At 36.0% G+C, this 18,988-nt stretch carries 23 protein-coding genes; 16 read left to right on the top strand and 7 right to left on the bottom strand.

Translation table 11 applies throughout. The annotated features are described in order from the left end of the window. The 3 genes from RTK36_RS15090 to RTK36_RS15100 all read right to left on the bottom strand — a co-directional run. Positions 1 to 723: lantibiotic immunity ABC transporter MutE/EpiE family permease subunit (locus tag RTK36_RS15090; RefSeq protein ID WP_312048059.1), on the bottom strand; the 723-nt coding region annotated here is incomplete at its 3' end. Then, positions 716 to 1,420 (bottom strand): lantibiotic protection ABC transporter ATP-binding protein, encoded by a 705-nt coding sequence (locus tag RTK36_RS15095; protein WP_312048060.1) that lies wholly within the window; start codon positions 1,418 to 1,420, stop codon positions 716 to 718. The genes RTK36_RS15090 and RTK36_RS15095, both read right to left, overlap by 8 nt. A 547-nt stretch (positions 1,421 to 1,967) precedes the next feature. Next, on the bottom strand, positions 1,968 to 2,852 hold the full coding sequence (locus RTK36_RS15100) for a DUF2935 domain-containing protein (RefSeq protein WP_312048061.1): 885 nt from the start codon (positions 2,850 to 2,852) through the stop codon (positions 1,968 to 1,970). Positions 2,853 to 3,243: 391 nt separating this feature from the next. Between RTK36_RS15100 and RTK36_RS15105 the strand changes: the two genes are divergently transcribed. The 7 genes from RTK36_RS15105 to RTK36_RS15135 all read left to right on the top strand — a co-directional run bounded on the left by RTK36_RS15105 (position 3,244) and on the right by RTK36_RS15135 (position 8,146). Continuing rightward, positions 3,244 to 3,831, top strand: a complete 588-nt coding sequence (locus RTK36_RS15105; protein ID WP_312048062.1) for an RNA polymerase sigma factor — start codon at positions 3,244 to 3,246, stop codon at positions 3,829 to 3,831. After that, complete coding sequence (locus tag RTK36_RS15110) at positions 3,809 to 4,588, top strand: hypothetical protein (RefSeq protein WP_312048063.1); 780 nt, start codon at positions 3,809 to 3,811, stop codon at positions 4,586 to 4,588. Before RTK36_RS15105 ends, RTK36_RS15110 begins: the two co-directional genes overlap by 23 nt. A 263-nt stretch (positions 4,589 to 4,851) precedes the next feature. Further along, positions 4,852 to 6,312, top strand: coding sequence for an S-layer homology domain-containing protein (locus tag RTK36_RS15115; RefSeq protein ID WP_312048064.1), 1,461 nt, complete (start codon positions 4,852 to 4,854; stop codon positions 6,310 to 6,312). A 72-nt stretch (positions 6,313 to 6,384) separates the two neighbouring features. Beyond that, positions 6,385 to 6,753 (top strand): hypothetical protein, encoded by a 369-nt coding sequence (locus tag RTK36_RS15120; RefSeq protein ID WP_312048065.1) that lies wholly within the window; start codon positions 6,385 to 6,387, stop codon positions 6,751 to 6,753. Between the two features lie 86 nt (positions 6,754 to 6,839). Further along, positions 6,840 to 7,094, top strand: coding sequence for a hypothetical protein (locus RTK36_RS15125; RefSeq protein WP_312048066.1), 255 nt, complete (start codon positions 6,840 to 6,842; stop codon positions 7,092 to 7,094). A 66-nt stretch (positions 7,095 to 7,160) separates the two neighbouring features. Beyond that, complete coding sequence (locus RTK36_RS15130) at positions 7,161 to 7,466, top strand: hypothetical protein (protein WP_312048067.1); 306 nt, start codon at positions 7,161 to 7,163, stop codon at positions 7,464 to 7,466. A 29-nt stretch (positions 7,467 to 7,495) separates the two neighbouring features. Then, the gene (locus RTK36_RS15135) at positions 7,496 to 8,146 is read left to right on the top strand and encodes a DUF1287 domain-containing protein (protein WP_312048068.1); all 651 of its coding nucleotides are present in this window, start codon (positions 7,496 to 7,498) and stop codon (positions 8,144 to 8,146) included. Between the two features lie 58 nt (positions 8,147 to 8,204). Here the strand turns inward: RTK36_RS15135 and RTK36_RS15140 are convergent, their stop codons facing one another. Next, a complete protein-coding gene (locus tag RTK36_RS15140) occupies positions 8,205 to 8,702 on the bottom strand; it encodes an amidase domain-containing protein (protein WP_312048069.1) in 498 nt (165 codons plus the stop codon). Positions 8,703 to 8,849: 147 nt separating this feature from the next. Between RTK36_RS15140 and RTK36_RS15145 the strand changes: the two genes are divergently transcribed. Beyond that, complete coding sequence (locus RTK36_RS15145; protein WP_312048070.1) at positions 8,850 to 9,281, top strand: VOC family protein; 432 nt, start codon at positions 8,850 to 8,852, stop codon at positions 9,279 to 9,281. Between the two features lie 218 nt (positions 9,282 to 9,499). Further along, a complete protein-coding gene (locus tag RTK36_RS15150) occupies positions 9,500 to 10,069 on the top strand; it encodes a hypothetical protein (RefSeq protein ID WP_312048071.1) in 570 nt (189 codons plus the stop codon). A 148-nt stretch (positions 10,070 to 10,217) separates the two neighbouring features. Here the strand turns inward: RTK36_RS15150 and RTK36_RS15155 are convergent, their stop codons facing one another. Both RTK36_RS15155 and RTK36_RS15160 read right to left on the bottom strand, forming a co-directional pair. After that, entirely contained in the window at positions 10,218 to 11,579 is a 1,362-nt protein-coding gene (locus tag RTK36_RS15155; protein ID WP_312048072.1) for a ferrous iron transporter B, read from the bottom strand. Between the two features lie 24 nt (positions 11,580 to 11,603). Next, positions 11,604 to 11,837, bottom strand: coding sequence for a FeoA family protein (locus RTK36_RS15160; protein ID WP_312048073.1), 234 nt, complete (start codon positions 11,835 to 11,837; stop codon positions 11,604 to 11,606). Between the two features lie 111 nt (positions 11,838 to 11,948). On the opposite strand from RTK36_RS15160, the gene RTK36_RS15165 reads away from it, so the two are divergent. After that, positions 11,949 to 12,410, top strand: a complete 462-nt coding sequence (locus tag RTK36_RS15165; RefSeq protein ID WP_312048074.1) for a metal-dependent transcriptional regulator — start codon at positions 11,949 to 11,951, stop codon at positions 12,408 to 12,410. Positions 12,411 to 12,648: 238 nt separating this feature from the next. Here RTK36_RS15165 and RTK36_RS15170 read toward each other — a convergent pair whose 3' ends face one another. Then, on the bottom strand, positions 12,649 to 13,512 hold the full coding sequence (locus tag RTK36_RS15170; protein ID WP_312048081.1) for a LysR family transcriptional regulator: 864 nt from the start codon (positions 13,510 to 13,512) through the stop codon (positions 12,649 to 12,651). 219 nt (positions 13,513 to 13,731) lie between these two features. On the opposite strand from RTK36_RS15170, the gene RTK36_RS15175 reads away from it, so the two are divergent. The 6 genes from RTK36_RS15175 to RTK36_RS15200 all read left to right on the top strand — a co-directional run. Next, on the top strand, positions 13,732 to 14,382 hold the full coding sequence (locus tag RTK36_RS15175) for a nucleoside recognition domain-containing protein (protein ID WP_312048075.1): 651 nt from the start codon (positions 13,732 to 13,734) through the stop codon (positions 14,380 to 14,382). Beyond that, positions 14,375 to 14,896 carry a nucleoside recognition domain-containing protein gene (locus RTK36_RS15180; protein ID WP_312048076.1) on the top strand — a complete coding sequence of 174 codons (522 nt, stop codon included), beginning with the start codon at positions 14,375 to 14,377 and terminating at the stop codon, positions 14,894 to 14,896. The genes RTK36_RS15175 and RTK36_RS15180 overlap by 8 nt, the downstream gene beginning before the upstream one ends. A 1-nt stretch (position 14,897) precedes the next feature. Beyond that, positions 14,898 to 16,073, top strand: a complete 1,176-nt coding sequence (locus RTK36_RS15185) for a M20 family metallopeptidase (protein WP_312048077.1) — start codon at positions 14,898 to 14,900, stop codon at positions 16,071 to 16,073. 231 nt (positions 16,074 to 16,304) lie between these two features. Beyond that, positions 16,305 to 17,468 (top strand): M20 family metallopeptidase, encoded by a 1,164-nt coding sequence (locus RTK36_RS15190; RefSeq protein ID WP_312048078.1) that lies wholly within the window; start codon positions 16,305 to 16,307, stop codon positions 17,466 to 17,468. Between the two features lie 495 nt (positions 17,469 to 17,963). Beyond that, entirely contained in the window at positions 17,964 to 18,668 is a 705-nt protein-coding gene (locus tag RTK36_RS15195; RefSeq protein ID WP_312048079.1) for a DUF6385 domain-containing protein, read from the top strand. A gap of 115 nt (positions 18,669 to 18,783) precedes the next feature. After that, a partial coding sequence (locus RTK36_RS15200) for a hypothetical protein (RefSeq protein ID WP_312048080.1) occupies positions 18,784 to 18,988 on the top strand: 205 nt, incomplete at its 3' end.

Below are 18,988 nucleotides of genomic sequence, written 5' to 3' on the forward strand. Positions count from 1 at the left end.
TTTGGCCTCCCTATGTTGAAACCATAATGTAGTAACGACCGATAAAAGTAAATACAACACCACTGTTATTATGATACCCATAAAAATAACTGAGGTATCCCCTAAATGATTTCCTGCTCCGAGGGGCAAACCATTAGGTTGTACTTTAATAATAGGGCACATTAATCTGGCGGGAATCGCAAATGGAACATACCATAATCTTGATGCTGCAAAAAAGATACCAAATCCCATATTACAAAGCAAACTTAGCATTATTGAGATAAAAGAACCGAAGTTTTCGCTGATAAACATAAACATAGGTATTTGCCATGCAAAAGTCAAAAATAGAACAAAACTTGCTATGAAGCAATTTGAAATAGGTATTGATACACCAATGGCTATTCCAACGATAGAGAGAATCATCAAAAAGATAAGATTCGCAATCAGTAGAAAGATTGTGTTCATGATTAGCTGCGAAATCCACAACTTTTTTTTATCAATAGAAACAGCAAATAATCCATGATGATTGTATTTTTTCTCTGCTGAAACAGTAAAGGCTATAATCATGGAAAGGGCACCCGGTAAAATCATTGTATACCACCAGTTAAATGCACCTTCTATAAAGAAACGACCACCCATAAGAACAATAACAAGGGCCACTGCAATCAAAGGACTTAACCATAGCAGTTTTAGGCTAAAACGATGCTTTTGCTTTAGTATTTCAGATCTTAGATAATTAACCATTATAATCACCTGACTTTCTCACAACGTCCATAAAGAGACTTTCAAGATCTTCATTTTTATGGATGGATTCCTCATACCAAAGCTTTCCGTTTGCAATAATTCCAATATCATCAGCTAGCTGTTCTACCTCGGATAATAGATGACTTGATAAAATAACAGTTATACCTTTTTGGGGGAATGATAAAATAAGTTCTCTTAAATCCTGAATGCCAATGGGATCCAGCCCGTTTGTTGGTTCATCAAGGATTAATAGTGATGGGTTGTTTAAAAGTGCCATAGCGATACCCAGGCGCTGTTTCATACCCATTGAAAATTGACCTGCTTTTTTCCTACCCGTTTTTGTAAGCTCCACAATTTCAAGGACTTCTTTTAGTCTGCTATTTGGTAAATTGTAGAGCAATGCCCTTACTTTCAGATTTTCAAATGCTGTTAAATTCTCATAAATAGGCGGAGACTCAATGAGAGCGCCAATATTCATCAAGTCTTTTCTAGTCCAAGGTTTATTGTTAAAATAAATTTCACCTGATGACGGATTTATCATGCCTGTTATCATTTTAAGAAATGTGGATTTACCTGCACCATTTGGACCAAGTAAACCATAAATACTATTCTTTCTAACAGTAATTGAAATTCTGTCATTTGCCTTTTGCTTTTTGAAATTTTTGCATAAATCTTTTGTGGTTAATATGTTTTCCATATCCATACCTCTTTTCTATTTAATAAAAAAAGAATAAAGGATATTTATAAAGAAAGTATAAAGATTTGATAGTTTATATATGAACTTAGGAAAATGCAAAAAGAATTTATCAAGGAGGCGGAGTGAGAAGGGTAACAAAGAATCCTGTGAAGGAAAGAACTTTTATTTTTATAAAAGGAAATGAATTGATGGTTGTTAAGGCTTAGAAATTGTATCAAGCTTATATATTCAAAATGTACTGCAAATGGTTTAAAAGAGAGATGAGGAATGAAAGGATTTTGTATTGCGTTTTAATCTTATTAAATTCTTAATTGATAAATATTACATATTGTGCTATACGTGAACTAAGTTTTATATGGCAAAACAGGTCAACACACACTGCAACCAGAACAGCGTATGTTGACTTAGAATGTGCCATTCGTTTTAAACCAAGCATTAGGATTATTTTTCATTGATAACTGAAGCGATGATTTGTCGTTTCATCCAGTTAAGATCTATATGCTGCTTGGCAATTAAAACAGGATTTTAGCTCATGTATGTAGTGGAATTATTTAAGAAGCCAAATAAAATGATTTGCCTCTCTTAAAAGGTGGTCTGTATAAAGTGACAGTAGAATTGCCTGCACTTTGCAATGGATGAGGTCTTGCGTGACCATGGCTTTAAATCCCGCTATGTCTTGGGTTTCTGTGAGCAGCGTGCTATCTGTAGGATTATTGCAGCCGCTTATTTCCTCATTGGCCAATGTGTCAAAGGTGTTTGCAAATGCATTTGCCTGATTGATGAGAACCCCTTGGGTAGGATCAAGTTCTCCACGCATTACTTTGGCATGACCTGCCATATTCTGTGTCCAGAAGATTATGTCATCTTCCGGTGTTAAGTCCACCCGATTTTGCAATCCCACCAATATTTTTTGGTATCGCTGTGCCTCAAGGAGAACATGTTCGATATCCGCTGTATACATCATAGTGAATAGACCACAGGTGGTCCGTAGTTCTAAAAGCTCCGCTTTAAAACGGACAAAGGAATTGGTCAGACTTAAAAGGTTTTCGTTTAGTGCACCGACAGATTGCTCCATATATGCGTTTATGGGGAGGCTCTTGTTGTATGGTTCAATACAGTGTTCCATCTGCGTCAGATTGGTATCAATGTTTATACCTGTAGATACTTGGGTCTGTCGCTCCGCCTCCAGGGTATACTGGGTATAAAACTGCCCTGAATGAAGATCATCTGCCTTAATTACTCCGTTTGACAAGCGGATGGTTAGGCGCATCAGCCGATCGTAATTTTGCCTGAACCTACCAGCCTGCAGTGCATACTGACGGCCGGGGGGTGGCATTGTGGCCTCAATAAATATTGCGTGTTCCTTCATGATGCGTATCCAAAACAGATTATGTTGGATGGATAGCCGGATATAATCCTCTGTTGAAAGCATAATTATCACTCCAATGACTTTACATTCGTAGTATAATTATGCTTTTGTCAGCGGAAATATTCGGGCGAATCGTTTGGCAGGTGGGGAAGCACTATTCATTTATGTAGTTTCACAGGTGCAAAAAGAATCAATCTTAATAAATGAATTTTAAAATACCTTCCCATCAGAAGATAAAAGAAGCAGCTTAAATCATAGAGTTGTTGGAATTTCCTGTAACTCACGGTAAAGATATAAATGTGTTATTCAATAATCTTTGATCCATTGCTTTCTTTTGTTGATTGTCTTTAGATAGAGGATAGCAGGTTAAAAAAATGAAATATTTTTCAATTAAAATGAACCGATTCAATATTATATGCCTCTTATATATGTGTACACAGAAAGGAGATAGCAAATGATAGACAATAGTGCAGAACTTGTTCTGAAACTGCAAAAGGGGGATAAGTCATCTTTTGAGGGTTTATTTGATTTGTATAAGGATAAAGCGATAAGAACGGCTTATCTGATAACAAACAACAGGGCTTTGGCAGATGATATCGTACAAGAGGCTTTTATTCTATGTTATTTCAAAATTGCAGATTTAAAGGACCCGACGAGTTTTAAAACATGGTTTTTTAGAATGTTAACAAGGCTTGCATGGAAAATGTCTGCGAAAGAAAAAGTGTCTATACCGGTTGACAACATATTTGAATTTGCAGAAACAGAAGATACTCATTTAGTAGAAGGAGAAATTATTGATAAGGAAGAATCTAAAATTCTTATGAATGCTGTAGAGCATCTAGAAATAAAGAAGAAAATCACAGTACTTCTCTACTATTATAATAATTTCTCTATTTCAGAAATAGCGGAAATCATGGGATGCTTTGAAGGGACAGTAAAATCAAGGCTTCATGCCGCTCGGAAAATTCTTAGAAAAAATATGGAATGTGACAATACCTATCGAATGGAGGCCAAATGCAGTGAAATCACAGGAAAAATTTGAAGATAAGCTAAAAAATGTTTTAAATGCAGAGGCAGATAATATTTGTCCTTCAGAGGATATGTTTCTTCAAATCAATAGAAAAATTAAAAATAAAAAAATGGAGGGCTTGAATATGAAATTATTTTCCGTAAAAAAAACCAGAGGGATTTTAGTAGCGTGTATGTTGTTAGCATTTACATCAATCACATGCTTTGCAGCAGCAAAAATTGCTAGCTATACCACTCAATCTACAAATGGGACCTTTGCTGAGTATCCCAGTGAAAATGAAGTGAAAAAAGAGGCTGGATTTGTTCCAAAGTATGTCGATGAGCTTGCAGGTGGATACACTTTTTATAATGGTGGCGTAGGAGAATCAAATGCACAGGCTGAAGATGGAAGCGCAGTAGTGACACTAAAAACTGCCAATTTCTCCTATAAGAATGGAGATTCAACAGTAAATCTTTTGGTAGACAATGGCATTATGCCGGGTACAGATGAAAATGGAGAAATTGTAAAAATTTCTGATAATGTTGAAGGAAGATATTTTAGTGATATGTACAAAATAGTTCCACCTGATTATGTAATGACTGAGCAGGATAAGGCTGATTCTGAAAGTGGGAAATATGTATTCTCTTATGGTTCTGAAGAAGTTGAAGTTCTTCATATGCAGCAAATTTGTTGGGAAGACAACGGCATGTCTTATGCTTTGATTAATTCAGATGATGCAGTAGATAAAGCGGCACTTGTAAAAATGGCTGGAGAAATAGTGAATAAATAAATCTTTAATAATTCTGGAAGAAAAGCCTTAGTTTTTTTGAAAAGGAATTTCAGCCACAAGTAAAACAAAAACAAAAAAATCACTCACATTTGTGGGTGATTTTTTTGTTTCAGCAAGATGTAGCAGGATGAACGGAATTTGAGAAGAGGATTGATATATATATCCTTAAAAACGACAATTGTCTTAACAATATTGAAATTTATGGAAATGCCATGGAGATATATGTATAATTAAGGAAAATGATAAGTTATAGGGGGGTTATTATGACTAGAAAAATAATTGCTTTTTTCATGTGTATTGGTTTGCTATTTTCCACATCGGCAACGGTTTACGCCGAAGATACCCATACAGTTAGGAAAGTTGGAAGTTCAGTACTATCAGGTAAGGTTAAAAAGATATCCCAAGGGAGGATTAAGCTTTCAAAAATCAGTGATGAGCTTTGGAGTACAAACATTGGTGATAAAAATCAAGACTTTATTATTCTTGATACAACAATATTTAATGATACAGAATTTAGTGACGGTGATATTATAACAGCTTATTTCGTTACTAACATTGTGAGGGATTATAGATCGACAGTAGACGTAGGTGACTATGTATTCGAACTTTTGGCTTACAGAAAGAATGATCAACAGATTTCTATTGAAGAAATGGGAAGATTTTTAGTGGAAATGGGGATATTAAAAGGATACGAGGAAGGAAAGTTACATTTGGAGCGAAACATAACCCGGGCAGAATTTATAACTCTCATGGTGAATGCTTACCGCTTAGACGATTATAGACATATGTACAAAATTGATAAAGGATTTAATAAAAAGCCATCTCCATTTAAGGATGTTCCAAAAGACCATTGGGCAAAAGATTACATCACGTATGCTTACAACAGTGGAATGATAAATGGAAAGACGAAAGATACATTTCTTCCGGATGAAAGCATAACCATAAAAGACTCTATTGTGGTTTTGCTCAAAACGAGTGAAAGGATTGAGGATTCACGCCAGCATTTATTAGATACAGCAAAGGCATTGGGAGGGTATCCTGATGGATATTTGAAAATTGCAAGGGAAAATGGGATTATTACTAGCCAATCACCTGATAAAATTGCTTCGAGAGGTGATATTGTTGGTATTTTATATAATGCTTTTAACCATGAAATAAATTTTTCATATATTACAGCTGGAAAACCGGTGATATATCTTTATCCCCAAAAAGAAACCAATGTAAATGTGGGACTCTCTTTTGTTGGAGATTTTACGTTTACCTATCCTGAATATAAAGATGGCTGGACTGTAACTGCAAAAACGGATGGTACCCTTATAAGTGGGACAACGGCGTATCCGTACCTTTTTTGGGAAGGGAAAGTAATGAATTATTCGCCTGAATTTGATGAAGGCTTTTTGGTTAGTAGAAAAGAAACGGTTTCTTTCCTTGAGGAGAAACTGAAAACCCTAGGTCTCAACGAAAAAGAGCGGGCTGATTTTATTACATTCTGGGCTCCACGGCTCATAGAAAATGAATTCAACTTGATTAAATTTGATACGGAGGAATATTCATCAAAAGTTTCTCTTAACATCGATCCCCAACCTGATAGTGTCATTCGGGTATTTATGATATATAAAGGGGCAGAGGGAAACGAGAGGATAAAGGAACAGCAGTTAAAAACAGTTGAAAGAGAAGGTTTCGTTGCAGTGGAGTGGGGGGGAGCCTTAGAGGAAATGAAATAGTGGATTTCTCTCAGAGCGAACATGGAATGGATCTGAGGGTAGTACTAGTATGGTATCGAGAGGATATGACTTGTGAAAAAATTCGTGGTGGAAATTTTGTGTATCGTTCTCATACTTTTATGTATTTCTACGCGGGGAACAAAGGAAGATACGCAAACAAGATTTGTGGGGCTAAATGCAGAAATTTTAGAAATCAATACACAGCTAAAAGGTTTTGTGGTTAAAAGCTTAGATGAAAATAGTATATTAGGTGAAAAATGCTATATTAGCTGTGAAAGTGATGATATTTATTATATATATGCAGACAATGAAACTGGTGAAACTAAACTTTTAACTTACTACGACTTTAGGGTAGGAGACAAAATTACAGTGGATGTAAACACTGTAGAAAATAAGTTTAGATTAACTTCTCGGGTTCAGTTAATTACCCAACGAAAATGAGTATTTATTTAGATGGATTCCCATAGTCTTTATGATTACACATTTAAATATTAAATTAAGAGTTTACATACAATTAAGGAGAAACCATGAACAAAGAACAAAAAATGCAGAAAATTGATAAAGGCTTTGAACTTATCTATTGGAAATTAAGTTATCGTCGCAAATTCCTAAGAACTATTTGGCTAATTCCTTTTGTCATTCTTGCTATAATGGCAACTTGGTTAGTATGGCATTCAGTTATAATCACAATCCCGATTGCAATTGTGCTAGTTCTTGTAGAGATGGCTCAAGCTATTTATACATATAACATGTGGAAGCGGGAATGTCGTGGGAAAGAATAAGAAGAAACGATCCGAAGGTCTTGTTGAGCTTTATTTATTTTGTTTTATATGTAAAGGAGAAAATGAATGAGTGATTTTTTTGATTTTGGAAGCCTTGCGCTAGGGGCGTTATCGTGGATAATACCAGTGTTTGCAATTAGTCAGTTCCAAAAAGGGAATAAATTGAAAAATGTATCATTTTATAGTGTTACTTTTTGTACTTGCGCAATTGTTTTTCAACTGCTCCAAATTAGGCACCGTGTGAATATTCAAGATTTTAGTGGAATTATGGACACAATTGGTGCAGTATCGGTTGTGTCAGTTATTCATGTTGTTATTACATTTTTACTAAATATTACAGCGATCAGCTTAATTGATACTGAAAACAAGTAACTGAAAAATAATAAAATAAAGGAGACATAATGAAACATAAAAAAATATTGTTTTTTACATTGATATTCATTGCCTTTATTTTAGTCGTTTATGCCTTATATCATTTTAATATAATCCCGCATAAAAAATACAGCAATGAAGATTTTAAAATACAGCGGTATATTAGCCAAACAGATAAAGATTCTGATGGGATTGATGATCAGACAGATATCTTAGACGGTGTTCGAAGCTATATTGCCACCCATCCAAAATATAAAAGCAAATATTATGAAACTGGTTATCCAGACGACGGATATGGCGTTTGTACGGATGTTGTGGCGTTTGGCTTGCAGAATGCGGGGTATCATTTAATGGAACTTGTGAACGAGGATATCCTGAATCATAGGGAAACATATAACATAGAAACCGTAAACAAAAATATTGATTTTAGAAGGGTTCAAAATTTAAAAGTATATTTTGCCAACAATTCTATTTCCCTGACAACAGATATATCAGACATTGAACAGTGGCAAGGGGGAGATATCGTTGTGTTTCAGAAGCATATTGGAATTGTATCCGATAAGAGAAATAAAAAAGGGTTATCCTTTGTAATTCATCATGCGTATCCATATCAGCGTCATTATGAAGAGGATATTCTTGAAAATCGCAATGATATTATTGGACATTATAGAATAAGCTGAATGTATGTTCATAGTTTTTTTGTTCAACCCTATATTGCAAAAGGAAAGGTACTATGCCTCACCAAGTATTCACATGGGTAATGTGTATAAAGCGAAGGTGTGTGTAGGGGTAAGTATCCAGTGGGCGGTTGTCAGCATCAAAGGTATGGGCCGCAATAAGGATGTTGGCGGGAGCGGGAACTTTACCGACAGCAACAATTGTAGGGGAATGACTAAAACTTATTCCGTCGAAAGAAAGTTGGACGATATCCCCGGGCTCAACCTGAGAAATGTCTGATGATATACCAACAGGGCCCACTCCTAAGTTTTTCACAAGAAACTTATAAAGATATTCTACACCTGTCCAAGCCGGCGCCCGACTGTTTAAACTATAATAATACCAACCGAAGGTTGGCATGGGATTCATAATGCCTGAACCGGTATACAACACCTGAGAAGTGAAATTAGTGCAATCTCCGCCAAGGAGATCGAAATTGTAATATCTTGGATTGCGTCCATACGCCCATTGGTGGGCATATGCCACAGCTTTTTCTCTGTCATAATCAATTATTTTCATGGTCGCCACCTCTAAACTATTGTATGCGGATGGGGAATGGAAGAATCATAGTTTTGGAATGGAAGCAGGAAACAAAAAGGAAATTTAGAGATGACGAAAACCCGGTAGAAGAGAGATGTCATTATAATTTACAAGGAGGAAATATCTATGAATAAAATTACTTGTATTTGTTTAGGTGTAAGAGATATGAAAAAGTCTATTCAGTTTTATAGAGATAAGCTAGGTTTTCAAACGGAGGAAAAGGGTGATAACCCAAATGTTGTATTTTTTAACACACCAGGTACTAAGTTTGAACTCTTTCCTTTGGAATTATTGGTGGAGGATATTTGTAAAGATGCCCCGCCTAAAATTTGCAACGGTTTCGGTGGATTCACATTGGCCTATAATGTTGAACAAAAAGAAGACGTGGAAAAAGTGATAGAAATGGCGAGAAATGCCGGTGCCAAAATTGTCAAAGAACCTCAGGATGTTTTTTGGGGTGGATATCACGCATATTTTTCTGACATGGATGGTTATTACTGGGAAGTTGTTTGGGGGCCTGATTTTGTTTTCGATGAAAAAGGTTTGTTGAAATTCTAATGAATTTTTTTAGCCGTGATACTTTATTTCAAATAAAAGTATTTGATAGCAGGGTTTGGAATAATACCCAGGAGTAACCGCTAATCATTAAATAATTTGCATCAGAGTTGAAGAATTGTAAAAATAGTTTAAGCTATTTTTTAAGTATAATAAAGCAGTTTGCAAATTACCTAATTAAATGAAAGGGAATATGCACAAAATAATAGGAGATGATTTGGATGAAAAAAAGATATTATTTTATATTAATTAGCATTTTCATACTAATTTTTATTGGCTATAATAATTGGAATACAACAAACATTAAAAAGTATCTTAATAGCGGTAATAAGATTGATACATATGCGAAAAACTTTATGCCCTCTATTGAGGATTTACCGAAATATCAGGACATATCATACAAATACAATCATACTTCCATAATATTATTTGAGTCAGAGGCGATAACTCTTGTTGTAACCTATGATGATGAAACATATGAAAAGGAAAAAGAAAAATTAGCAGAAAAATATAGGTTTTTGGACCACAAAGTTAATTCGCATTATGACAAAAGTAAATATTATATTCCTGAATACGAATTTTCTATAAGCAATTATGATTTTAAGGTTGTAGATGGGAAAGAAAATTATGAGGCAAAATATCCAAAATCATTTGGTATGATTGGAATATCGGATGAAGAAAAGAGTATCGCATATTTGTATTACTTAGATTTTGATTTAGACTATATACAACAAGATAAAGACAGCCCTATGGCTGATTTTATAAAGGAGAATTTTAAATATAATTTCTAGTAATTTAAAGAAATTCACACTTTTCTATTGCGTATTGTAGGTGGACAGTTCGTTCCACCTATAATTTTTTTGAGGGGAATATTTCATCATCATCTTAAAACATATGCTAATTGATCGTAATACATATAACGAATTGTCAAGTAAATTGTCAAGTATTCAATGATATCTTCTCAATATAGGCGGGATCATGCAAAATTGTATATACCATGCACATGGTAAGTGCTTGCTTTCCGCATGCATTACAACGCTTAAATGTTTTATCCAGATTATAGGCAACTCTGGGTAAGTATCCTGCATCCTCTAGCAGTGTGAATAACGGAAAAAAGATTGCCATTGGAGGCAGCATAACTGAAATTACCCAAGCTAAAACACGATATACTCCCAATACAAGAATACCATGAAGCCAATCAGGTGCATTTATAAAATGAAAAAAGGCAGATAAATAGTCTTGTACTTTAAATAAAAAACTGGATATTAACTGAGAAGGGTAATTACTTCCAGTTATGGTTAACCAAAATACCAAGGCAAGGAGCGCCAGCATAATGGGATATCCCGTGGCTTTACTGGTTAATATTCTGTCTATATTTCGATCTGTTGAATTATAGTTTTGATTTTCGTAGAAAACAGTATCCTTAGTAATTTTTTCGGCTGAAGTAACAAGAGAAGTTACAATTTTATCTTTCAATTTATCTGGATCAAGATTACTGTTCTTCAGGATGGTTTTTGCGTTTTCCAAAGCCGCAGTCAGCTCATCGTCACTGAAAAGAGATACCCCTAGATAAGAATTGATTTCTTTCATCAGCGTTTCATCTTGCTCCAATATTTTTAAGCTCAGCCACCGACTATTTATGGTGCTATATTTTCTGTTTAGAATAGGTTCGATTGCCGAGATTGCTTCTTCTATTTCTTCTGAGTAATGAATGGATAGGGGCGAACATTGAATAGTACCATTAGTCACTTTATCAACAATATCCATTAGAGCAGAGAGACTCTTCTTTTTTCTTGCTATGGCTCCAATGACAGGGACGCCAAGGTGCTTGGAGAGTTTTTCTACATCAATTTTAATGTTTTTTCTGCGAGCCTCATCCATGAGATTAATACAGACAATAACGTTTTTTGAGATTTCCATTGTTTGCAGCACAAGGTTTAGATTGCGTTCTAGGCATGTTGCATCACACACTACAATCACTGCATCTGGATTTCCAAAGCAAATAAAATTTCTTGCAACTTCTTCTTCGGCAGAATGCGCCATCAAAGAGTAGGTTCCCGGAATATCCACTAGCACGTATGACTGATTTTTTGTGGAACAATAACCCTGTGCATTTGTAACTGTTTTACCGGGCCAGTTGCCGGTGTGCTGCTTCATGCCTGTCAGACCATTAAACACAGTGCTTTTTCCCACATTTGGATTTCCAGCCAGTGCAATAATCTTATCAGTGGGTGATTGCTTAATAATTTCCAAACCAAAATCAACGGCATTTAATCCAATTGAACTATTCGTCAGCCCCATCTTGTTATCCCCCTTACTGAATCTTTACTTGCGCGTTACAATGATATTCTCGCAATCCTCAGATCGAATTGCAATTACTGCACCACGAATTAAAAAAGCAGTGGGATCGCCGCCGGGGCTTCGGCCGATACATTCTATATCGGTGTTTTCTACCAGACCAATATCCAATAAACGACGACGCATACTTCCTGTTGAGAGAAGTGAATTTACAATGGCACTTTCACCGGGATTTATATCATTCAAAGAATTCATATTCATAGTAATTCCGCCTTTCGAATAAATTTAGGTTAAGGAAACTTTCTATGAACATAGTATTCCAAGATAAGCGAAAGGTGACTGTCAAAGCAAATAAAATATAAGGGGAATAAGATGATGACGAAAGCAGATGGGTTTTATACTCTAAAAGGATATCAAATGAACGAAGGAGCTGAACTTACTACAGCAATGGAAGATTACCTAGAAATGATATGTCGGACTACATTAGAAAGTGGAATTGTCCGAATAAGCGATTTATCTAAGATGCTAAATGTAAAGCCATCCTCCGCAACAAAAATGGTACAGCATCTAAAAGAGTTAGGATACGTAAATTCTGAAAAATACGGACAAATTGAACTGACAGAGGTTGGAACAGCGGCAGGAGCGTATCTTCTGTACCGTCATGATGTTATTTCTCGTTTTTTATGTATCTTAAACAAGTCAGAAAATGAACTGGAGCAGGTAGAAAAAATTGAGCATTTTTTAAATCGAAAAACAGTTGAAAATATTAGTAAGCTTACCCAGCGCCTAGAAGTAGAAGAAAATCATCAGCTTGATGATTATAAAAAAATATAAATAAGAAAAGTGGTTCTTAGAACATAAGAATATAATTTAAAAATAACTTCCGATTCTTTTTCCCCTCAGGCTTATTTATGGACAAGTTACTTGATTTCTACTTTTATACCCATAAAAGAGTTAAACACCCCCAAAGTTATTTCCAGTATGCCATACTGTTTGACTTTAGGGGTGCAGTTTAATTGCAGAGACCTGCTTCTTTGTGCATATAAGATAATTTTTGTTAGGAACTTGCTTATCAATAAAATTTATCAATATTCTCAAAATATTTCTCTAAAAAGCTTCGAAACAGGCATGCCGAACGAGATAAATAGCGATCATTATTCCATGAAAGATAGATATTGCGCCCTAGGCCAACCTCATCAAATGGAATTAGCTTAATATGCATTGCGGAAGCATTTCCCCATGTGATAGCTGGCATGATGGAAATTCCAAAATTTGATGAGATCAATTCACGAAGCAAAGAGGGATTCTCGGCTTCCATAATAATATTTGGCCTAAAATCATGCTTCTTAAGAAACGGATCGATCACTTTGCGTAAATTACTTTCGGGCTTTAACATGATAAATCTTTCGTTCTGTAAATCACTTAAGGTTACAGTTTTTTTAAATACAAGGGGATGCCCAAAAGGTAAAGCCAAGCAGATATCTTCACGAAGAAGTTGCAAACAATTTGAAGAATTCAGACCATCACCTTGTGAAAATAATTTTAAGTCTTCATTGCCACTGAAAGAATCACTTTGATTGATGTAGAGACGTATATCTGGGTAGAGCTTACGAAATTCCTGCAAAATATTTGGCAGCATCTTTGAGCATGACATGACCAAAAGGGACACAGAGCCATCTGCTTTTTGGTTTTGGTCAAGAATTTCCTTCTGACAGTCTTGCATAAGATTATCAAATTTTTGCACATATCGAAAAAAAATTTTTCCGTTTTCGTTTAAATAAATATGTTTTCCACGCCTTGTGAATAGCTGGAAGCCAAGCTCATCTTCTAAACTGCGGATCTGCTTGCTTATTGTTGGCTGTGGAATATATAACTCTTCTGACGCCTTTGTAACACTTTCGTATTTTGCTGCTGATTTAAAGCAGTGTAGCTTCATTGTATCCAACAAATCACCTCTCTTATTCCAATTTAGAATAAATATATGTAATTTATATCATTGACAGAGTAAAAAGTCAAGTAGTAAAATGAATACACAAAAGCAATTGCTTATGTTGCGCAACTATTGTAATTAATGCACAAAAAACACGATGTTTATTCCAGGAAAAATCAAAAGAAGACGTCATTATTACTAATTTTTAGAGAGGAAGGTTTTGTTTTGGATACGAATCAGAAAGAGGAAAAGGTCACAATAAAGGGTTGGATATCTCTGATTGTTTTATGTGTTATGTTTTCAGGGATATTTAAAGACGTTGATGGCCCCTTAAAAGCATTGGACTTTTTAAATTTAAGTGGAGGCTTTGGCAAAATTGGTGAAACAGGGCAGGCATTTATTGGCTCGGGAGGTACAGGAGCAAAAGAAGGTTTTCTTCAGGCACTATCATTAATTCCTGCGGTCTCATTTGCGCTTGCTATGATTGACACCGTAACAGAGCTTGGCGCAATGAAAGCAGCTGTGAAGTTGTTCAATCCCATATTACAACCAATACTTGGAATACCTGGTTCATGCGGAATTTCGTTTGTTGCTACGTTTACAAGCTCAGACGTTGGAGCGGTAATGACAAAACAGCTCTATGAAGAAGGTAAAATAACGGATAAACAGCGAAGTATTTTTGCTGCATATCAGTATGCCGGGTCTGCAGTTATTTTGAACACTATTAATACGCAGGCTCCACTGCTTCCTATTGTGCTATTAGCCATTGGACCAATTATTATACTGCTTTTTTTATGTAAATTACTTGGTGCCAATTTAGTACGATTTTATTTAACTATGAAAGAAAAAAAGGCGGGAGGGAGCATAAATGGCTGATGGAAACCAGGCACAAGCTGTTGGTGCAAATGTAGTAAAGAAACCTGTTAAAACAAGCATCGTTGAAGTTTTTATGAAAGGTGCAAAGAAGGGATTTTATATAGGGGTGGAGCAAATTCTCCCTGCGATGATTCTTGGATATGTAATTATTCAGTTCCTCAAGTTAACAGGATTAATTGAGATTTTGAGTGTTGTATTTGGTCCAATTATGGGTATTTTCGGATTGCCGGGTGAAGCTATTGTTGTTCTTCTTTCAGCATTCTTTTCTAAAGCTGCTGGAGCGGCAGCAGCAGCAAACCTTTTTGGAGAAGGTGTGCTTACAGCGGCTCAATGTACCATATTAGTAATGCCTTGTATGTTGATGGGTACTCTAATTGGACATTTTGCTCGTATTATCTTGGTTTCCGATGTTAACCCGAAACATCGTGGCTTAATGCTTTTGGTTCCCCTTGTTGATTCAGTAGTGGGTATGCTTGTTATGAAACTTATTCTAACAGTAATGGGGTTGATGTAATATGAATTTTGAATGTTATCAAATTATTGATGCATACATAGACGCACATTTTGACGAGATGATTGATTTTTGGAAAGAAATTGTTAATCTTGAAAGCTATGTGCGAGAAGGAGACGGTGTCAACAGTGTTGCCATCTTTCTAAAAGACAAATTTGAGAAAGAGGGATTTCGCTGTAATGTTGTAGAAGTTGGAGAAGATTGCGGAAATTCTCTGGTGGGAATACTTGGGGAGGAACGTGGTGAAAAACCAATTATTTTTTCGGGACATATGGATACGGTATTTCCTAGGGGGACTTTTGGTGAAAATCCATTTCGTATAGAAGGAAACAGGGCATATGGTCCTGGTGTTCTTGATATGAAAGGTGGAATTGCCATTGCATTTTATGCCTGTAAAGCACTAAATGATGCTGGTTATGATGAAACCCCTTTAAAGATTGTGTTTTCGGGTAATGAGGAGAATGCACATATAAATTCTAAAGGTGCTGAGGTAATACAAAAAGAATGCTCCGGTGGGAAATTTGCTTTTAATATGGAAACCGGTCGTGTTGATGGTGCACTTTGCATCGGACGTAAAGGTGTTTTGTCAGCGGAGATAGAAGTCACTGGTCGTGAAGCCCATGCTGGAAATGATTTTACTGCTGGGAGAAATGCCATTGAAGAAATGGCCTATAAAATCCTTGAAATTCAAGCACTAACCGATACGCAAGCCGGCACAACAGCAAATGCAGGCGTTATCAGCGGGGGAACAGTGCCAAATGCAGTGCCGGGAAAATGCTCCTTAAAAATTGACACTCGTTTTTCAACAGATAGTGAGCAGGAAAGATTGAGACAGGCTTTACAGCAGATTAATAATAAGAATCATGTACCTGATGTTACAGCCAAGTTGTCTTTTGGAAGCTTTATGCCAGCATTTGAAACCAGTGAAGAAGTGATGAAGTTTTATACCTTTGTTAAAGAGGTTGCAAAGGATTACGGATTTGAGGTGCCTTCTAATATTTATTTAGGTGGTGGATCAGATGCCTCCATCATTCAAAAGACAGGGACTCCCGTTTTATGTTCCTTTGGGGTTCAGGGTGAGTGGAATCACACCAAAAATGAGTATGCACTTGTTGATTCGTTACGGACACGTTGTAAATTGGTTTGTGCGGTGATACTGAATCAGAAAAATTTTTCCTAAGTATATATGGCATGAGTATATATGGCAAGGGGCATACTTTATAAGCAATGCGCAGCGAGTATTCGCTGTGCATTTTGGCAATAGCCAATTTGGCAGAAAGCATGGCGCAAAGCCATTAGCAGATGAGATGAAAAGTACTTAGTAACATGTGAAAAACAAAAGAAAAAAATTTCTGTTCTAAGTTAAATTTGTTGTCGGTGATTATTATTGATATGAAAAGGAGAATGACTTATGGAAAACTTTATTGCTGAAATTAATGACTATATTGACAAGCATCGTGATGAAATTATTGCTGATTGGCGCGATATTGTTAATATCGAAAGTTTTTACGGAGAGCCGGACGGCGTAAACCGTTGTGCTCAACGTATTCGACAAGAATTTGAAAAAGAGGGTTTTGTTTGCCGTAACATCTCCGTAGGCGAAAGACATGGGGATGTTCTGGTTGGAATTATGGGTGAAGATCGTGAGGGAGCCCCCATTTTATTTAGTGGTCATATGGATACCGTATTTCCTAAAGGCAAACTTGGCGAAAACCCATTTCATATTGAAGGAGATAAAGCTTATGGCCCTGGCGTGTTGGATATGAAGGGCGGAATTATTATTGCTCTGTACGCTGTGAAGGCTCTGAACCATATAGGATATAATAAACGTCCCATCAAGATATTATTTGCTGGAGATGAGGAATGCCTGCATTATGGGTCAAGTACGGCAGAAGTTTTAATGGAAGAGGGACGCGGTGCGGCTTGCGCATTTAATATGGAAACAGGCTTGATTAGTGATAAGCTTTGCGTTTCACGCAAGGGAAAGACCGAAATTCAAATTAGTGTTGAAGGTGTTGAAGCCCATGCAGGAAATGATTTTGTATCAGGCCGAAATGCAATTGTTGAGATGGCGAAGAAGATTGGGGATTTGGCTGATCTGACTAATTTGGACGTCGGTACTACTGTGAGTGTAGGTGTGATTAATGGCGGAACCATGTCTGGAGCTGTTCCGAAAAATTGTGAGATTGCTGTAGATATGCGTGCAACAAAGGTTTCTGAGATGGATAAGTTGAAAAAACAGGTAGAGGAAATTTGTGCCAAAACCTATATAGATGGAACCAGCACAACATTTAAGTATACCAATGAAATGCTGCCCTTTGAGCGCAGTGAAATGGGTATGGAGTTTTTCAACAAAGTGCGGGAAATTGCTCTTTCCAATGGCCTTGGTGACCATCAATGCGAAGATCTGGGAGGAAGTTCAGATGCGGCTTATCTTACCATTGCAGGAGTTCCTACAATTTGTTCCTGTGGTGTTAGAGGACAATGGAACCACACAGTTCGTGAGTATGCATTGGTAGACAGCATGTTTGAACGTTCAAAACTTTGGGCTTGCGTAATTTCTCAGTTATTTTAAGCTTTCGTTATGATTGTGAACTACAGATGTATGCCAGAAAGATGATATTCGAAATTAAAAAGAGATCAATTTTGGCGAAGTTTTTTCTGTGTATGCATTCATATCAAGGTATTTGATTCACCAAAAACAGAGTGGTAAGAATAGAATTAACAATCTTCTTCTTATCAACTCTGTTTTTTCATTTTAACTTTTTTAATCTATGACTGAATAGAGAGTATTCTAAAAAAAAAACAGTTTTGGGACAAGGCCATTTTATGGTTCTTGTCCTTTTTTTTATGTAAATGGAATCTGATTTTGAAGTATAAGCACATTTTTTATGTGAAATTGGCATTTTGAGTCGCTTATCGATTGTGTTTTTTAATATGTATATGACAAGCAGCGCCAGACTTTGCCTTTGGCACGTTAGCACACTTTTAACACCCGTACATAGTATAAAATGAGAACAAGCGTAAGGAGGTTTTTTTATATATAAAGCTAAGGTAGGTGATAAGCAGTATGAGAAGTAGAGTACCAATTTCTCTCGCTAATTTTGACACTTTTAGCACCATATATTTTGACTTGGAAGATATTCCTCAATATCAAATGGTAGAGTCAGCATATCTTTTCTTGGAAGTGGATGGGGAAATGACAGGAAGGGGATTTGGCTGTTATCTCAATGAAGGATATAACTATGGGCTTCAGCATGATTCATTAATAAACAGAAGTTATGGCTATCAGAATTACAGCGAAAACCAAATCATGATTGATATTTCGGAGATTTATTATGTTTTGGCTTCTAGGATGAAAGAAAATAATGGAATAATCCTTGAATATGGTGGTAACTACTTTTATTCTTGTCAGATGATTGTAGTGTATCGTCAGGAAATTATTGCACCAAGATGCAAGGGTAAGACTTTTTTTGAGAAGAAAATTTCAGTTTCAAGTAGTGGAAATAATGCAGTGTCTCCATTTTTTCTCACAGCAAATGCAACTACGGTTACATTTTGTGTTAGCAATTTTGGTGATTACCCAATTGTTGTTTCCATTGAGAATAGTCCTGATGCAAGAAATATACTTTTAGATCCCCAGAGGATTGAGATATTACCAAATGTAATGGGCGTAATTATTCCAACTTACTTTACAAAATATGTGAGAATACGTGTGGCGAGCATTTATAACGGTATTGTCACCGAAGTTTGGTATCAATCGCAACAAAAGTAAAATGTAACCAAACCGGTTTTGTCCACATAGTATGTACTGAACCGGTTTTCTATGTTAATTATCTGATTTCAAATAGTCAAACATCATATTAAATTTATAAGGAGAGATTGAAAAGATGAATAACCTGATTTTTAATACCACCGCATCCGAATTAAAGACCACAATGTATGGGTTTAATCAAACCTCACTTACGCTGGAACAGCTTCAATTAGATACCACTGGCAATATGCTTATTGCCGGTAATATTACAGTAAGTAATGCTGTGACCATTGCCAATGCAACGTTAACAGTAGAAGGTAGTGTAACAGTAAGTAATGCTG

Source organism: Anaerotignum sp. (genome assembly GCF_031981185.1).
Lineage (GTDB): Bacteria > Bacillota > Clostridia > Lachnospirales > Anaerotignaceae > Chakrabartyella.

Bases quoted from the DNA above. Each gene is read 5' to 3' on its own strand.
- RTK36_RS15095 (WP_312048060.1), bottom strand. From the start codon at position 1,420: ATGGAAAACATATTAACCACAAAAGATTTATGCAAAAATTTCAAAAAG.
- RTK36_RS15100 (WP_312048061.1), bottom strand. From the start codon at position 2,852: ATGCTTTCAACAGAGGATTATATCCGGCTATCCATCCAACATAATCTG.
- RTK36_RS15105 (WP_312048062.1), top strand. From the start codon at position 3,244: ATGATAGACAATAGTGCAGAACTTGTTCTGAAACTGCAAAAGGGGGAT.
- RTK36_RS15115 (WP_312048064.1), top strand. From the start codon at position 4,852: ATGACTAGAAAAATAATTGCTTTTTTCATGTGTATTGGTTTGCTATTT.
- RTK36_RS15125 (WP_312048066.1), top strand. From the start codon at position 6,840: ATGAACAAAGAACAAAAAATGCAGAAAATTGATAAAGGCTTTGAACTT.
- RTK36_RS15130 (WP_312048067.1), top strand. From the start codon at position 7,161: ATGAGTGATTTTTTTGATTTTGGAAGCCTTGCGCTAGGGGCGTTATCG.
- RTK36_RS15135 (WP_312048068.1), top strand. From the start codon at position 7,496: ATGAAACATAAAAAAATATTGTTTTTTACATTGATATTCATTGCCTTT.
- RTK36_RS15140 (WP_312048069.1), bottom strand. From the start codon at position 8,702: ATGAAAATAATTGATTATGACAGAGAAAAAGCTGTGGCATATGCCCAC.
- RTK36_RS15145 (WP_312048070.1), top strand. From the start codon at position 8,850: ATGAATAAAATTACTTGTATTTGTTTAGGTGTAAGAGATATGAAAAAG.
- RTK36_RS15150 (WP_312048071.1), top strand. From the start codon at position 9,500: ATGAAAAAAAGATATTATTTTATATTAATTAGCATTTTCATACTAATT.
- RTK36_RS15155 (WP_312048072.1), bottom strand. From the start codon at position 11,579: ATGGGGCTGACGAATAGTTCAATTGGATTAAATGCCGTTGATTTTGGT.
- RTK36_RS15160 (WP_312048073.1), bottom strand. From the start codon at position 11,837: ATGAATATGAATTCTTTGAATGATATAAATCCCGGTGAAAGTGCCATT.
- RTK36_RS15165 (WP_312048074.1), top strand. From the start codon at position 11,949: ATGATGACGAAAGCAGATGGGTTTTATACTCTAAAAGGATATCAAATG.
- RTK36_RS15170 (WP_312048081.1), bottom strand. From the start codon at position 13,512: ATGAAGCTACACTGCTTTAAATCAGCAGCAAAATACGAAAGTGTTACA.
- RTK36_RS15180 (WP_312048076.1), top strand. From the start codon at position 14,375: ATGGCTGATGGAAACCAGGCACAAGCTGTTGGTGCAAATGTAGTAAAG.
- RTK36_RS15185 (WP_312048077.1), top strand. From the start codon at position 14,898: ATGAATTTTGAATGTTATCAAATTATTGATGCATACATAGACGCACAT.
- RTK36_RS15190 (WP_312048078.1), top strand. From the start codon at position 16,305: ATGGAAAACTTTATTGCTGAAATTAATGACTATATTGACAAGCATCGT.
- RTK36_RS15195 (WP_312048079.1), top strand. From the start codon at position 17,964: ATGAGAAGTAGAGTACCAATTTCTCTCGCTAATTTTGACACTTTTAGC.